Consider the following 14,488-nt stretch of genomic DNA (forward strand, 5'->3'; position numbering starts at 1 on the left):
TCCCACAGCGAGCAGTCGAGCGGGCCATTACTCGGAGAGACGGCTACGGAGCTGGTCGACGAGCCCGAACCGCCAGGCGACGACGGCGAGCACGAGAAGCGCGACGACGATACCGCCGACCAGCAGCGGGCCGAGCGTCGACTCGGCCGTCTCGACGGTAACCGGAACGCGATAGGTGTCGGAGAGCTGGCTCTCGCCACGGGCGTCGTCGTAGCGGAAGTCCATCGAGACCGAATAGTTCTTGGCCATCGCGCCGCCGCCGACCGACAGATCGAACGTCACCGTCGCCGATTCGCCGGGTTCGAGCGACGAGACGAACGCCTCGTCGTCGCTGCTGTCCAGCGGATCGTCGGTGAACAGCTTCGCCTGAACGTTCGAGACGGTCTCGTTGCGCTGGTTGGTCACCGTGAGCGTCAGCGACCCGGAGTCGCCGGGGCTGAACGCCCCGTTCGTTCGCTCGACCGCGAAGTCGTCGCGTTCGGGTCGGATCTCGACGGGGAGATCGCTCGAGTCCGATCGCTTGACGGTGTCCTCGCTCCCGCGATACCGCGCGGCGAGTTCGAACAGCTTCGGCCCGTGCTCGGCTTCCTCGGTGACACCGACCCGATAGCGGAACGTCGCCGTTTCGCCCGGTTCGAGTCGCCCGACCGAATAGCGCGTGTTGTAGAAGTTGATCGTCTGGCGGTCGTCCTCGACGGTGACGACGACGCCCTGGACGGTCCGGTTTGCACGGTTCGTGACCTCGCCGATCAGGTCGCCCTCCTCGCCGACGGACAGGTCGCTCTCGACGCGCTCGAAGTCGAACGCCTGTTCGGGCGCGGGTGCGACCCCCACAGTGGTCGTTCGCGTCGGCATGGCGTCGCCGTCCTCGTTGTCGTAATTGACGCTGAGATCGGCCGTGTACGCCTGTTCGATCGCGTTCTCGTCGAAGCCGCCCCGGAGCGTCACGGTCCGGGTCTCGCCCGCGGGCCAGTCACCGACGTACGCCGCCGACGTCGGGGTGCCCGTCTCGGGAGGGTCGAAGGAGATCCCGCCGGGGGCTTCGATGGGTTCCTGTGCGCCGCCCGTCCCGAAGAACAGCGCGTCGACGGTCGAACTGGCCGTCAGTGTCGCGTCGGTCGCGTTCAGCGGCCCCTCGTTGCGCAGCGTCAGTTCGATCCGCCCGGTGTCGCCGACCGGCACGTCGTGATCGATCGACACGACGGTGAACTGCTGTCGCTCGCGCGGCACGAACTGGACGTACTCGGTCCGGGAGTTGTCGTTGTCGTCGCGATCGGTGTACTCGAACTGCAACTCGATCGGATAGGTCCTGTTGGCGACCGCGTTGGCTGTCGTTCCCGGCCGGAACGTGAATCGCTTGCGCTCGCCCGCTGTCCACGTCTCGACGAACGCCGTCGCCGACGGCGAGGCCTCCGATCCCAGATAGACCTCGGAGTCGGGAGCCGTCGCCGTCACCGTCACGTCGGAGATGTTTCGCGAGACCGCGCTGGTCGCCTCGACGGTCAGGTAGCCAGTTCCCTCCCGAGGCACGTCGTGATCGACCGTCCGGATCTCGAACTCGGGCCGGTCGTGTGGGACGAACTGGACGTACTCGGTCCGGGAGTTGTCGTTGTCGTCGCGATCGGTGTACTCGAACTGCAACTCGATCGGGTAGGACCGATTGACCGCGCTGCTGTCCGTCCCGGCCCGGAACGTGAGCCGCCGGGTCGCGTTCGTGCTCCACCGTTCGAACCGGGTTGTCGCCGACCGGGAGGCGTCCGAGCCGAGATAGACCGCCGTGTCGGGGGCAGTCGCGGTGACGGTGACGTCTTCGATGTCCTTGCCGACGACCTGCGAGACGTTCATCGTGATCGTCCCTTCACCGGCCTGCGGGACGTTGTGGTCGAGGTCCGTCACGCGAAACTCGCTTCGCTCGTGTGGGACGAACTCGACGTATTTCGTCCGGGAGTTATCGTTGTCGTCGCTGTCGGTGTACTCGAACTGCAACTCGATCGGATAGGACCGATTGACTGCGCTGTCACCGGTTCCAGCCCGGAGCGTGAGCTGGCGGGACCGGTTGGCCTCCCACTGATCGAACTGGACCGTCGAGGAGGGCGAGCCGGGCGAGCCGAGGTAGACGTCGCCGTCCGTCGCGGTCGCCGTGACCGTCACGTCCTCGATGTCCTTCCCCGCGACCTGCGAGACGTTCATCGTGAGCGTCCCCTCGCCACCGAGAGACACGTCGTGCGCGAGGTTCTCGACGGCGAAACGCTCGCGTCCACCGGGAACGAACTCGACGTATTCGGTCCGGGAGTTGTCGTTGTCGTCGCTGTCAGTGTACTCGAACTGCAACTCGATCGGGTAGGACCGATTGACGGTGCTGTCGCCGGTTCCAGCCCGGAACGTGAGCTGGCGGGACTGATCAGCCCCCCACTGATCGAACTGGACCGTCGAGGAGGGCGAGCCGGGCGAGCCGAGGTAGACGTCGCCGTCCGTCGCGGTCGCCGTGACCGTCACGTCCTCGATGTCCTTCCCGGCGGAGTGAGAGACGTTCACCGTGAGCATCCCCTCGCCGTTCTGGGGCACGTCGTGCGTGAGGTTCTCGACGGTGAAACGCGTCCGCGGTTCGGGGACGATCGCGAACGAATCCGACTGACTCCCCTGGTTGTCTTCACTGTCGGTGTACTGGACCGTCGAGTCGATCGAATACGGCCGTTTCACGGCACTCTCGACGGTTCCTGCCCGGAAGCGCCGGACTTTCGTCTCGCCGGCTCCCAGGTCTCCCAGGTTCGTCTCCGAACTCGCCGTGCCGGAGCCGAAGTACAGATCCGAGTCGCTCGAGGTGAGCGACAGGGTCGCGTCTGTCACGCTCTCGCCGCCGGTATTCGTCGCGTTGACGTAGATGATCCCCTCACCGCCGACCGGGACGTCGTGGTACTCGTAGTCGACCTCGATGTCGGGTTCCGGCTCGATCTCGACGGTGATCGTATCGGTTTCCGTCCGGTTGACGACCTCCTCGCTGTACTGATACTCGCCCTCGGCGACTTCGTCGTAGGTGACGCGCTCGGCGTGGCGATACTCGGTTGTCACGTTCATCTTGTACGTGCCCGGTTGCGCGTCCTCGTCGACCAACACGTCGAAGGTGTAGGGGCCGCCGGTCTGTCCATCCTGGATCGTGCCCGCCGGCTGTGCGTTCGTCCGGACAGTCAGCGGTGCGTCGCGAGTGTCACTGACGTTGACGTCGATCGACCGTGCTTCTCCGGCCCGCGTGCGGGCTTCAGACGGATGGGTCTCGTTGTTGTCGTCGATCTTTGCGTTGTTGGTCAGCGAGACCGAGACCGTGCCGTCCTGGCCGGGTTCGAGTCTGGCGTCCGGCGCACTCGCGTTGAGGTACGGCGTTCCCTCGACGGTCCCCGAGTTCGCCGCCGCGCTCGCGACGCCGGTCGTGACCGTCACGACGCCACTGACCGAACTTGCGAGCACGAGTGCGACCAGCGCCAGCGCCACGAGTCGCTCGCCCGGACCGCTCGTCGACGGCCTCATACGCGGTCGCCTCCGGCCGGTGAGCCGGCTCGCCGGCGTTCGTTCGTACTGTCGTGTCCCCAGATTCGCCACCGATCCAAACCGAACTCCTCACTCTCGCCCGTGGCGTACATCGTTTTCTGTACGTAGCTCTCTCATGGTTGCCCATAAGAGTTTAGCAACTCGACACGAGTTTACAATTCATTATTCGGCGGCACCGCAAAACTAGCCGCAGGGCCGCTAATCGTCGGCCTCGACCTGTGTGTCGTCCTGGTCGGCGAGGAACTCGCCGAGTCCGTCGACTGGCCGATCAGGGTTGAGTTCGTCGAGTTGCTCCGGTGCGCCCAACTGCGCGTCGGTTTCTTCGGGATTGCGCAGTTTCGTCCGGCCGCGATGGACCGAGACCTCCTGATCGAGATGGAGCTCGATCGCTTCCAGTAGCGCCTCGGCCTCCAGTGGCTGGCCGATGGGCTGGAGCTCCTCCTCGGTTGCGTCGTCGGGGACGTTGAATGCGCGCTGAGTGATGATCGGACCCTGGTCGAGGTCGGTCGTCACGTAGTGGGCAGTCACGCCAGCGATTCGCACGCCCTCCTCGATCGCCTGCATGTACGCCGACGCGCCCGGGAACGCGGGAAGCAGGCTCGGATGGACGTTGATGATCTGGTTTTCGTAGCGGAACACGACGTCCGGACTGAGGATCCGCATGTACCGCGCCAGCACGATCAGATCCGAGTCGTATTCCTCGAGCAACTCGAGCAGTTCGGCCTCGTCGGGCGTCCCCTTCTCGTCGCCGATGTCGTGGAACGGTACCTCGTATTTCTCCGCGAGCGGCTGTAGATCGGAGTGGTTGCCGATCACCACGTCGATATCGGCTCCGAGTTCGCCGCTGGCCCAGGCCTCGAAGATCGCCTCCAGGCAGTGTGACTCTTTGGTCACGAGGACAGCGATCGACTGGGTTTCCCGGTCTTTCGGGAACCGGACTTTGATGTCGACGTCGAGTTCCTCGCCCAGCTCCTGAAGGTCCTCGCGGAGTTTCGATTCCGTGCAGACCATCTCCGAGGTATCGACGTGCATCGTCATCCGGAAGACGCCCTCCCGGACGGCCTGATCGAGGTCTTCGATGTTGATGCCGCGCTCGAACAGCAACGAGGTGACGTTGGCGATCAGTCCGGTATCGTCCTCGCCGACGACCGTGATCTCGGTCATATCGCTCGTCACGGACGACACCTCCGGTACGTGTTGGCAGTCATTAGTACGATGGAGTCAGTCTGTGGGCAAAAACGCTTCGCGTTCGACGCTCAACCACCGCGAAGTCGCCGGGCGCCACGAACATGGATTGGCAGATCAGTCTCGTTACGGGGGAATTATCACTGTTGGAAACAATGAGGAAACATCTATGGCACGAGGTCACGCTGTTTCAGACATGCGCATCTCGAGTGGCGTCCCCGGGTTCGACGAGCTCGTCGATGGTGGCCTGCTGCCGCGACGACTGTACGTCGTGAGCGGACCGCCAGGTAGCGGGAAGACGACCTTCTCCTCGCAGTTCATCACCCAGGGCGCAAAGCAGGGCGAAAACTGCCTGTACGTGACGATGCACGAGACCAAAGAGGAACTGATGCAGGACATGTCCGGGTTCGACTTCGGGTTCGACAAGGCCATGCAGTCGGACGCGGTGCAGTTTCTCAACCTCGTGACCGAGAGCGGCAAGCGCACGATCACCCAGTTCGGCCACGAGGGCGGGTTGACGAACCGGCTGGTCGCCTATCTCGACTCGAACGACATCGACCGCGCGGTGATCGACTCGACGATGCTGCTCCAGCATTTCTTCTCGGATGCCAACCAGGAGATCACCGGCTTTCTCTCGGCGCTGAAACAGACCGACGCGACGATCCTGCTCATCTCCGAGATGACCGACCCGACTGCCTACTCCGACGAGCACTATCTCGCCCACGGGGTCATCTTCTTTCACAACTACCTGGAGTCGGGCGGCATGACTCGCGGCATCCAGGTCATCAAGATGCGTGGCACGCCAATCGACTGTGACATCCGCAGGATCTCGTTCAGCGACCGCGGGCTGGCGGTCCACTCCGAAGAGAAGATCCAGGGATAGCATGTACGAGCAGACCTACGACACCGACTGGGACGGCCTCGACCGCGACGAGGCGATGAGTCGGGCCTTCGCGATCGGTGTCGCAGCGTCGCTCGGCCACGACTACACCGAGGAGTACGAGCTGATCGTCGCCGAGATGGACACCTCTTACAACCGCAGCATCGTCGAACTGGCCTTCGAGGAAGGGAAAAACAAGGCCAAAAAGAAGCAGTACGAGAGCGACAATGGCGACGAGGAGACCGTCTGGTCGGAACTGGTCGAGGGCGAGACGGTCACTGTCGAACGCGAGGAGGTTCCCACTGGCGGCCAGAACCGCCTGCCCGCGGCGCTGGACAAGGCGAAAATCCTCGATCAGCCCGACCTCGACAGTCGCAGTCGGGTCTCGAAGCCGGATTTCCTCGAAAAGTAGGCGGTACCGTTGAGCGATGCTCCAGCCGCCAGTCACAGCGAGAGCGGGTCTGGTCCTTCTTCCCCGGGCGCGATCGGATCCCGGTCGCTGTAGTACTTGCGACCGATCCCTTTGCTCGAAACCGCGCTGTAGACGGCCATGTGCGCGGCGTTCGCGGACTCGAACGTCTCGCTTTCGAGACGGCCCAGCGCCTCGCCAAGCGTCTCAGTCCCGTTGGGCAGCGTCAATTCGGTCTCGCCGTAGGCCTCGATCAACTCATCCGTCGTCGCTGGATAGGTGTGGGTCTGAAACTGTGCTGTTGCATTTTTGAGCTTCATACGAGCTTCGAATCGGCGCGAACCCATAAACCTTAACTATTAATCATACAGGACTGTCGAAGGTATCGGTATGTGTTCTAGGATCGGAAGTCGCTTTGGCAAGGCGAGGCAACACGACGTATGGTCCGGGCGGATCTGCACGTGCACACGACGGTTTCCGATGGCGAGCTCAAGCCCGAGGCGGTGCCGCCGGCTGCACGGCAGGCCGGGCTCGAGGCCGTCGCGATCACCGACCACGATCGGCTCCAGCCCGGTCTGGACGCCCCCGTGGTCAGGCGCGACGGCGTGACGGTCGTCCACGGGATCGAACTCCGGGTCGACGCCGGCCGACAGCGGGTCGACCTGCTCGGATACGGCCTGGATCCGACGCCCGATCTCGAGGCAGCCTGCGGGCGCATCCAGCGCGACCGGGTCGAGCGCGCCCGTGCGATCGTCGACTGCGTCGAGGACCGACTCGGCGTCGCGCTGGACGTCGAGTTTCATCCCGGCGTCGGTCGGCCGCACGTCGCCCGCGCGATCGCAGATAGCGACGCCGACCTCGGCTACCAGGAGACCTTCGAGACGCTCATCGGCGATGGCGATCCCTGTTTCGTCTCCAGGGAGATCCCCGACTTCGAGACCGGCCGGCGACTGCTGGACGAGGCGGCCGCGTTCGTCGGGCTGGCCCATCCGTTGCGCTACCGTGAGCCCGAACACGCGCTCGGACTGACCGCCGAACTGGACGCTGTCGAGCTGGCCTATCCCTACGACCGCGACGTCGACCTCCGGCCGGTTCGGCGTGCGATCGACCGGCACGGGCTGCTGGCGACCGGCGGCAGCGACGCTCACGGGCGACGCCTCGGGGTCACGGGGCTCGACGCTGACGCGTTCGCGCGCGTCCGCAAGCGGCTTCCGCACCCGGCCATCGGGTGACGCTGGCGACGCGGGCCACCGCTACTGTAACGGAGCCGTCAGACGCACGCACGACGACAACACAGGGTTCAATGCACTCGCCGTCCTACTGGCGAATATGAACTGTCACTACTGCGATCGTGACGCCGACGTCACCGTCGAGAAAGACGGGATCAAGGTCGGCGTCTGCAAGGAGCACTTCCGCGAGCGGATGGAAGAGCTCGCGGACTCGGAGTGGCTCCAGGGGATCGAGGAAGAACTGGACATCGATCGTGCCGAGTAGGCGTCTCGCGCCGCTTTCTCTCGCGCCGGCTGTCACACGGCTTTTACGTACGTATCGAGTATCGACACGTATGACTGACGTCACGGATCGGGTCGCAGTGCCGTGTCCGGCCTGCTCGCCCGAGTTCGAGACCGTCCACGAGGTACTCTCGGAGGGCGGGCAAGCGACTGTGAAATGTACCGAGTGCGGGCACGTCCACAAGACGACCCTGCCCGAAGAGACCACGCTTCAGCGAGACGTCGTCGTCTCTCAGGATGGCGAGTCGTTCACCGCGAGTGCCGACGTGCCGGCCGAGGAGACGCTCGCAGTCGGCGAAGAGTTCCTGCTGGAGACCGACGAAGCGATCATGTCTGTCCGGATCACCAGCCTCGAGCTGGACGAGAACCGCGTCGAGGAGGCCCCGGCCGAAGACGTCCGGACGATCTGGACCCGCGCGGTCGGCAACGTCAGCGTCAACGCGACGATCCACCCGAAAGGCGGCGACCGGGAGGGAACCCGTAGCGAGGAGCTACACGTACCCGGCGACTACGAGTTCGTCGTCGGCGAAACCGACGAGCTGGGCGACCTGGAGTTTACCATCGAGGGGATCCACCTCCGGGAAGACGCCCACGGATACAACCACGAGAAGCTCGATCACGACGGCGACATGGCCTTCGCCAAGGATATCAAGCGCCTGCTCGTCCGCGACGAGAGTTCGACCGCCTGGTCGGCGTGGTAGGATGTTCGGGAGCGACGACGGCACGAGCCGGGAACGCCTGCTCGATCGGCTCCGTCAGCGGGTCGACGACCCGGACGTCATCGAAGCGATGGGTGCCGTCCCGCGCGAGGAGTTCGTCCCCGACAGCAAGCGGTCGAGCGCCTACGCCGACCGCCCGCTGCCGATCGGCGAGGGACAGACGATCAGCGCGCCACACATGGTCGCGATCATGGCCGAACTCCTCGATCTCGAACCAGGTCAGGAGGTGCTGGAAATCGGGACTGGCTGTGGCTATCACGCCGCCGTCACGGCCGAACTCGTCGGGTCCGACGGCGTCTACAGCGTCGAATACCACGAGTCGCTCGCCCGCGAGGCACGCGAGCGGCTGGCCGAGCTGGGATACGAGGACGTCTCGATCCGTGCCGGCGACGGCCACGAAGGCTGGGCCGAGCACGCGCCCTACGACCGGGCGTACCTGACCTGCGCAGCACCCGACTTCCCCGAGGCGGTCGTCGAGCAGGTCCGGCCCGGCGGCATATTGCTCGGGCCACTTGGGGAGGGCCATCAAACGCTCGTCAGGGCCACCAAACGCGACGACGGCACGCTCGACCGCGAGCACCACGGCGGCGTCCGGTTCGTCCGAATGCAGGGCGACTAGGCTCGGAGATACCCGATTCATCCAAAACCGGAGGGTGTCAGATTTCCGGGACCTGGCTTTCAGAGCAGTTCACAGCTCCAGGGGATCCGCATCTGCCCAGCGGGCCTCGAACTCGGCGGTGACCGTCGCGGCGAACTCCGGGTCCTTGAAGTCGATGACTGCGAACGTTTCGTCTTCCCGGAGCGGATGGGGTACCTCGATGCAGACCTCCGTGTCGTCGATCATCTCGAAGGTCCCGATGACGTCCTCGCTGGTCCGGACCTCGAAGCCGTCGTGCGGTTGCAGGAGGTCCCGGTAGCGGTCGCCGACGTTCTCCGGCAGGGCCTCGACCATCTCGGGTGGCATGAGCAGCGAGACCTCGACGCCACGGTCGAGGGCGTCTTTCAGGGTGGCGACGCTCCGATCGCCGATCTCGTCCAGGTCAAACTGCTGGGAGAACTGCGAGGTGACGATGATGATCCGATCCTCGGCGGCGGTCAGTCGCTCGATCAAGAGCTCCGCCGTCTCCTCGGGCCCGACCGCTGCCGTCCAGAACGTTTCTCCGAGGGGCTCCGCGGCCTCCAGATCGTCGGACAGCGAGTCGACGATCTCCTCGTACTGGGCGGCTTTCTCTTCGAGTTCGCGCTTCTTGTCTTCGAGAAGGCGGTCCAGTGCCGTCTCGGGCTCGACCGCGACGTACTTCTTGGGACGGCTCGCGGTCTGGCTCCGAACGAGGTTGTGCGTCTCCAAGCTCTTGAGCACGTCGTAGATCCGCCCCATCGGGACGTCGCTGCTCCGAGACAACTCCTTTGCCGTTGTCGGTCCCGTTTCGAGCAACGAGCGGTACGCTCTGGCCTCGTATTCCGACAATCCCAGGTCACGAAGCGTGGCCATATCGGATCGTCACGGCCGGCGATGAAAAACCCACCGGGCGTTTACGGCGTCACACCTCAGTGAGTATCGACTCCAGCGCCAGCGGCGTCACACCTCGGTGAGTACCGATTCCAGTTCCGACGGCGTCGCCACAGTGCCGACCGTCGTCTCGCCGTCGATCACGGTCGCCCGTTCACCGCCGACGCCGGGGACGACGACGGCCTCGTGATCGGCGAGGCGAAGCGCAGCGCGATGGAGGTCGCTGCCCGCTTGCGGGCCGACGCTGATCGTTCGCGGTTCGAGCACGCGGGCGACAGCCGTGGCGTACTCGGCCGCCTCGACACCCATCCGGTCGGCGGCGTTGGCGTAGGCCGCGAGCGTCTCGCGGGCGACGTCCCTGTAATGCGGTTCGTCCGCGAGCGCCGCCAGTTCGTGTGCGGCGTCAGCGAACGCGACGGCGTAATCGAACGGATACAGGGGTTCATCCAGCAGTCCCGCCTCGCCGGACGGGCCGTCCCTGAAAGCGCCGTCCTCGGCGAGGTGCTCGATCGTCCAGTCGGCGACCGCCCGGGCCGGTCCGGGTTCGCCCAGCACCTGCCAGGCGGTCGTCAGTCCGGCGAGCACGCGAGCCTGATCGACGAGCAACCCGCGCGGACTCGCGTCTCCCGCGAAGTGCGCGACGGCCCCGTCCTCGTCGACGAGTTCGACGACTGTCTCGAGTGCGCGCTCGGCGAATCGGCGCGAGCGGTCGTCGTCGGTGTAAGCACAGTAGGTGCACAGCGCGTCGACGGCCAGTGCGTTCCGGTCGGCGAAGACGGTCTCGTCGACCGGCGGCGGATCGGCGTCCGATCGGTCGGTGGCGTCCAGCCGGTAATACCGTGCTTCGCCGGCCTGGCTAGCCGCAAACGCCCCGCTGCCGCCTGGTGCGTCGTCAGTCCACAGCGTCGTCGTCAGGTACTCGATCGTCCGTTCGGCGGTCTCGCGGTAGGGTTCCTCGCCGGTGTACCGATACCCGTGGGCGAACGCCCGCGCCAGCGCCGCGTTGTCGTCGAGGAGCTTCGCCCGTCGGGGTTCGCTCCAGTCGCGCTCGGTCGCGTAGCGGTAGAACCCGCCGTCGTAGGTATCCAGCAGGTGCGTCCGAACGGCTTCGAGCGTGCGCGTGGCCTGCCCGCGGGCCCGCACCAGCGCGAACTCGATCGTCCGGGGGAGGGGAAACTTCACGTCCGTGCCCCAGCCGCCGAACTCCTCGTCGTAGGCCGCGAGCAACTGCTCGACCATCTGTTCCTCGATCCGGGGCGACAGCGATCCGCCCGGCAGATTGGTCTCCCGGAGCTGGCGCGGGACCGACCCGCCCGATTCGCCCCTGGCGTCCCAGCTCTCCCGGACGCGATCGAGAATCTCCCTGAACCCGTCGACGCCCAGGTAGGTCGCACCGGTGAGGACCCGCCCCGACGGGGTCAGAAACACCGTCGAGGGGAACCCACCCATCGCATACCGGTCCCGGATCCGCGGGCGGCGGTCCGCGTCGACCCGGATCGGAACGAATCCGTCGTTGACGTGGGCGGCGATCCGCGGTTCGGCGTAGGTGCTCGCGTCCATCGCCGCGCACTCGGGCGACCACGGCGTGACGAGCGACAGCAGGATCGGCGAGCCCGTTCGCTCGGCCGTCGCGAACGCGTCCGGCCCCCACTCGCGCCACTCGACTTTGGGCTGTTCGTCCATGCTACGCCTTCCGAGGCGCGTCGAAAAGAACGCTTGCACTCCGACAGCGACCGACTCGAAAAGGTTGATACATCGGGCCCCGGTAGAGAGAGACGATGCTTCGGCTGATCGCGGTCCTGCTGCTCATCCCGCTTTTAGACATCATGCTGTTGCTCGCTGTCGCGGGCGTGATCGGCGGGCTCGAGACGGTGTTGCTGGTCGTGTTGACCGCCCTCGTCGGGATGTTGCTCGCCCGTGCCGAGGGGCGCCACACCATCTCGAAGATCCAGCGCAAGCTCGCGCGGGGCGAGGCGCCGACCGACGAGTTGATCGACGGCGGGCTGTTGATCGCCGCGGGGGCGTTCCTGCTGACGCCAGGGCTGGTGACCGACCTCGTGGGGCTGGTGCTGGTCGTGCCGCTGACCCGGTATCCGGTCCGCGTGGCGCTCAAGAAGTGGGTCATCACGCCCTACGTCGACACGAAGACCGGTGGGTTCGCCACCGGGCAGGTCTACACTGCCGGGTTTCCAGGCGACGGCGAGCGCGCCGACGTCACCGGGCAGCAGACTGGCGAAGACACGTACGACGTCGGCGACGACGATTACGACATCGGCGACGGCGACGACAACCGCTGACACGTGAGCCGTCCCCGAGACTGGCGCGAAAGGCAACGTTTAAAACTGCCTGCCCAGTAGGCAGAAATGCGCTCGCCTGGGCCAATAGCTCAGTCAGGTTGAGCGCTCGGCTGATAACCGGGAGGTCCGCGGTTCAAATCCGCGTTGGCCCACTCGTTTTGTGACGAACGGACGTGAGGAACAAACTGTGTAGCCGCGCGGATTTGAACTAGACGAGTCACAGCCCGGAATGGCGAGCGAAGCGAGCCACACGCCCGGACTGTCTCGGCGTAGTTCAAAATCCGCGTTGGCCCACTATTCTACGCGAACCAAGCGAGGAGAGATAGCGGCGAGTCTGTGAGCGCGAACTCATGGAAGAGACTGTGCGAAACTACTGGTACCACCCGGACCGCCTGCCACGACCTCCCACAGATGGGAAATCCTTTTGCTCGCGGTGGCCTCTGAGCCGATATGGACCTGAGCGAGGAATTGCTGGAGTTGCTCCAGGAGAACGCCCGGTACAGTATCGACGACCTCGCCCGCATGACCGACGCCGAACCCGAAGCGGTCGAGGCCGAGATCGAACGCCTCGAGTCGGAGGGTGTCATCCGGGGCTATCAGGCCGTCATCGACTTCGAGGAGACCGAACGCGAGCGCGTCCGGGCGGTCGTAGAACTCAACGTCACGCTCGATCGGGAGACGAGCTACGGCGACATCGCCGCTCGGATCGTCCAGTTCCCCGAAGTGCGGGAACTGCGACTGGTCAGCGGCGACTACGACTTCGACATGGAAGTGCAGGGCGACTCGATGCGAGAGGTGAGCCACTTCATCAGCGACAAGATCGCGCCCATCCCCGAGATCACCCAGACCGTGACGCACTACCACATGGACACCTACAAGACACAGGGTATCGTCCTCGGGGACAGCGACGAGGACGATCGGCTCTCGATCTCACCATGACGATCGAGCCGTCCGAGCGCGTCGAGACCGTCCCGCCGTCGGGGATCCGTCGGTTCTTCGAACTCGCCGAGGAGATGGACGACATCATCTCGCTTGGGGTCGGTGAGCCGGATTTTTCGGCACCGTGGGCCGCCCGCGAAGCGGCGATCACCTCGCTGGAACTGGGCCGGACCTCCTACACAGCCAACCGCGGCCGGCGCGAGCTGCGGGAGCTGATCGCCGAAAACGTCGATCGGCGGTATGACCTCGAATACGATCCCGACGAGGAGGTCCTCGTCACGACCGGCGCGAGCGAGGGCGTCGACCTGGCGTTGCGGGCGGTCGTCGACCCCGGTGATACCGTCGCGGTCGTCCAGCCGAGCTACGTTTCGTACGTCCCCGGCGTGATCTTCGCCGGCGGCGAGCCCCTGCCCGTCCCGACCACCAAGGAGACCGACTTCAAGCTCACGACCGACGCGCTGTACGACGCCGGCGCGGACGAGGCCGACGCGCTGGTGCTGTGCTATCCGAACAACCCGACCGGCGCGACGATGAACGGTGCCGAGCTGGAGCCGATCGCCGAGTTCGCCCGCGAGCACGATCTGGTGGTCCTCTCCGACGAGATCTACTCGGAGCTGTCCTACGAGCACGACCACACCTCGATCGCGACGCTCCCGGGGATGCGCGAGCGGACGATCGTGTTCAACGGCTTCTCGAAGGCCTACGCGATGACCGGCCTGCGACTGGGCTACGCGCTCGGGCCGCCGGAGGCCATCGGGGCGATGAACCGCATCCACCAGTACACCATGCTGTCAGCGCCGACGACCGCCCAGTACGCGGCGATCGAAGCCCTGGAAAACTGCGACGACGCCGTCAGGGAGATGCGCCAGCAGTACGACCGCCGTCGGCGGCTGGTCCTCTCGCGGTTCGAGGAGATGGGCATCGAGTGTTTCCCCGCCTCGGGCGCATTCTACGCGTTCCCGGAATCGCCCTGGGACGACAGCGAGGCGTTCGCCGAGGCGCTGCTCGAAGAAGAGCACGTGGCGGTCGTTCCCGGGACGGCCTTCGGCGAGGGCGGCGAGGGACATCTCCGCGTGTCCTACGCGACGGGGATGGACGACCTCAAGGAAGCGCTTGATCGCATCGAGTCCTTTATTTCCTGACGCCGTCTTGGCAGACAGTAGAGGATCATTCATGACGCTGATCGCGTTTCTGAGCGTCGCACCGGTGATCGAGGGGAGCATGTCAGGCGAGGTCGCGAAAGCTGTCGCCGCGCTGGAGGAGTTCGACGTCAGCTACGAGACGACGCCGATGGGGACGATCATCGAAACGGACGATCCCGACGAGTTGTTCGCGGCCGCGCAGGCGGCCCACCAGGCCGTCGACGCCGACCGCGTCGAGACGTTCCTGAAGATCGACGACAAGCGAACCGTCGAACAGGAGGCGAGCGAGAAGGTCGAAGCCGTCGAAGAGCACCTGGGCCGCGAGGCGCGAAGCGACCGCGAGTGAACGGGAC

General features: G+C 65.4%; 15 protein-coding genes and 1 tRNA gene. 11 read left to right on the plus strand and 5 right to left on the minus strand.

Going from position 1 to position 14,488, the window contains the following annotated elements:
• Positions 1-27: 27 nt before the first annotated feature.
• Together OB916_RS11265 and OB916_RS11270 are read right to left on the minus strand one after the other, a co-directional pair.
• Positions 28-3,522, minus strand: coding sequence for a COG1361 S-layer family protein (locus OB916_RS11265; RefSeq protein ID WP_315909396.1), 3,495 nt, complete (start codon positions 3,520-3,522; stop codon positions 28-30).
• Positions 3,523-3,741: 219 nt separating this feature from the next.
• Positions 3,742-4,728: a formyltetrahydrofolate deformylase gene (locus OB916_RS11270; RefSeq protein ID WP_315909397.1), complete on the minus strand. Its 987-nt coding sequence runs from the start codon at positions 4,726-4,728 to the stop codon at positions 3,742-3,744.
• Positions 4,729-4,924: 196 nt separating this feature from the next.
• On the opposite strand from OB916_RS11270, the gene OB916_RS11275 reads away from it, so the two are divergent.
• Positions 4,925-5,611, plus strand: a complete 687-nt coding sequence (locus OB916_RS11275) for an RAD55 family ATPase (RefSeq protein ID WP_315909398.1) — start codon at positions 4,925-4,927, stop codon at positions 5,609-5,611.
• Position 5,612: 1 nt separating this feature from the next.
• A complete protein-coding gene (locus OB916_RS11280; protein WP_315909399.1) occupies positions 5,613-6,020 on the plus strand; it encodes a hypothetical protein in 408 nt (135 codons plus the stop codon).
• Between the two features lie 32 nt (positions 6,021-6,052).
• Here the strand turns inward: OB916_RS11280 and OB916_RS11285 are convergent, their stop codons facing one another.
• A complete protein-coding gene (locus tag OB916_RS11285) occupies positions 6,053-6,337 on the minus strand; it encodes a DUF5789 family protein (protein ID WP_315909400.1) in 285 nt (94 codons plus the stop codon).
• 120 nt (positions 6,338-6,457) lie between these two features.
• Here OB916_RS11285 and OB916_RS11290 point away from each other — a divergent pair, with 120 nt between their 5' ends.
• The 4 genes from OB916_RS11290 to OB916_RS11305 all read left to right on the plus strand — a co-directional run bounded on the left by OB916_RS11290 (position 6,458) and on the right by OB916_RS11305 (position 8,866).
• Positions 6,458-7,249 carry a PHP domain-containing protein gene (locus OB916_RS11290; RefSeq protein WP_315909401.1) on the plus strand — a complete coding sequence of 264 codons (792 nt, stop codon included), beginning with the start codon at positions 6,458-6,460 and terminating at the stop codon, positions 7,247-7,249.
• A gap of 97 nt (positions 7,250-7,346) precedes the next feature.
• Positions 7,347-7,511: a DUF6757 family protein gene (locus OB916_RS11295; RefSeq protein WP_315909402.1), complete on the plus strand. Its 165-nt coding sequence runs from the start codon at positions 7,347-7,349 to the stop codon at positions 7,509-7,511.
• Between the two features lie 70 nt (positions 7,512-7,581).
• A complete protein-coding gene (locus tag OB916_RS11300) occupies positions 7,582-8,229 on the plus strand; it encodes an HVO_0476 family zinc finger protein (protein ID WP_315909403.1) in 648 nt (215 codons plus the stop codon).
• Between the two features lies 1 nt (position 8,230).
• The gene (locus tag OB916_RS11305; RefSeq protein WP_315909404.1) at positions 8,231-8,866 is read left to right on the plus strand and encodes a protein-L-isoaspartate(D-aspartate) O-methyltransferase; all 636 of its coding nucleotides are present in this window, start codon (positions 8,231-8,233) and stop codon (positions 8,864-8,866) included.
• Positions 8,867-8,935: 69 nt separating this feature from the next.
• Here the strand turns inward: OB916_RS11305 and OB916_RS11310 are convergent, their stop codons facing one another.
• Positions 8,936-9,739: a TrmB family transcriptional regulator gene (locus tag OB916_RS11310; protein WP_315909405.1), complete on the minus strand. Its 804-nt coding sequence runs from the start codon at positions 9,737-9,739 to the stop codon at positions 8,936-8,938.
• 87 nt (positions 9,740-9,826) lie between these two features.
• Complete coding sequence (locus tag OB916_RS11315) at positions 9,827-11,440, minus strand: DUF255 domain-containing protein (RefSeq protein ID WP_315909406.1); 1,614 nt, start codon at positions 11,438-11,440, stop codon at positions 9,827-9,829.
• A 95-nt stretch (positions 11,441-11,535) separates the two neighbouring features.
• Between OB916_RS11315 and OB916_RS11320 the strand changes: the two genes are divergently transcribed.
• The 5 genes from OB916_RS11320 to OB916_RS11340 all read left to right on the plus strand — a co-directional run bounded on the left by OB916_RS11320 (position 11,536) and on the right by OB916_RS11340 (position 14,481).
• Positions 11,536-12,054 carry an FxsA family protein gene (locus tag OB916_RS11320; RefSeq protein WP_315909407.1) on the plus strand — a complete coding sequence of 173 codons (519 nt, stop codon included), beginning with the start codon at positions 11,536-11,538 and terminating at the stop codon, positions 12,052-12,054.
• A 78-nt stretch (positions 12,055-12,132) separates the two neighbouring features.
• Positions 12,133-12,206 (plus strand) — tRNA-Ile (locus OB916_RS11325).
• Between the two features lie 304 nt (positions 12,207-12,510).
• Positions 12,511-12,993: an Lrp/AsnC family transcriptional regulator gene (locus tag OB916_RS11330; protein WP_390884079.1), complete on the plus strand. Its 483-nt coding sequence runs from the start codon at positions 12,511-12,513 to the stop codon at positions 12,991-12,993.
• A complete protein-coding gene (locus OB916_RS11335; RefSeq protein ID WP_315909409.1) occupies positions 12,990-14,135 on the plus strand; it encodes a pyridoxal phosphate-dependent aminotransferase in 1,146 nt (381 codons plus the stop codon). Before OB916_RS11330 ends, OB916_RS11335 begins: the two co-directional genes overlap by 4 nt.
• Before the next feature lie 31 nt (positions 14,136-14,166).
• The gene (locus OB916_RS11340; RefSeq protein ID WP_315909410.1) at positions 14,167-14,481 is read left to right on the plus strand and encodes an MTH1187 family thiamine-binding protein; all 315 of its coding nucleotides are present in this window, start codon (positions 14,167-14,169) and stop codon (positions 14,479-14,481) included.
• The last annotated feature ends 7 nt before the right edge of the window (positions 14,482-14,488 follow it).

Origin of the sequence: Halapricum hydrolyticum, from assembly GCF_025517535.1 — an archaeon.
GTDB lineage: Archaea > Halobacteriota > Halobacteria > Halobacteriales > Haloarculaceae > Halapricum > Halapricum hydrolyticum.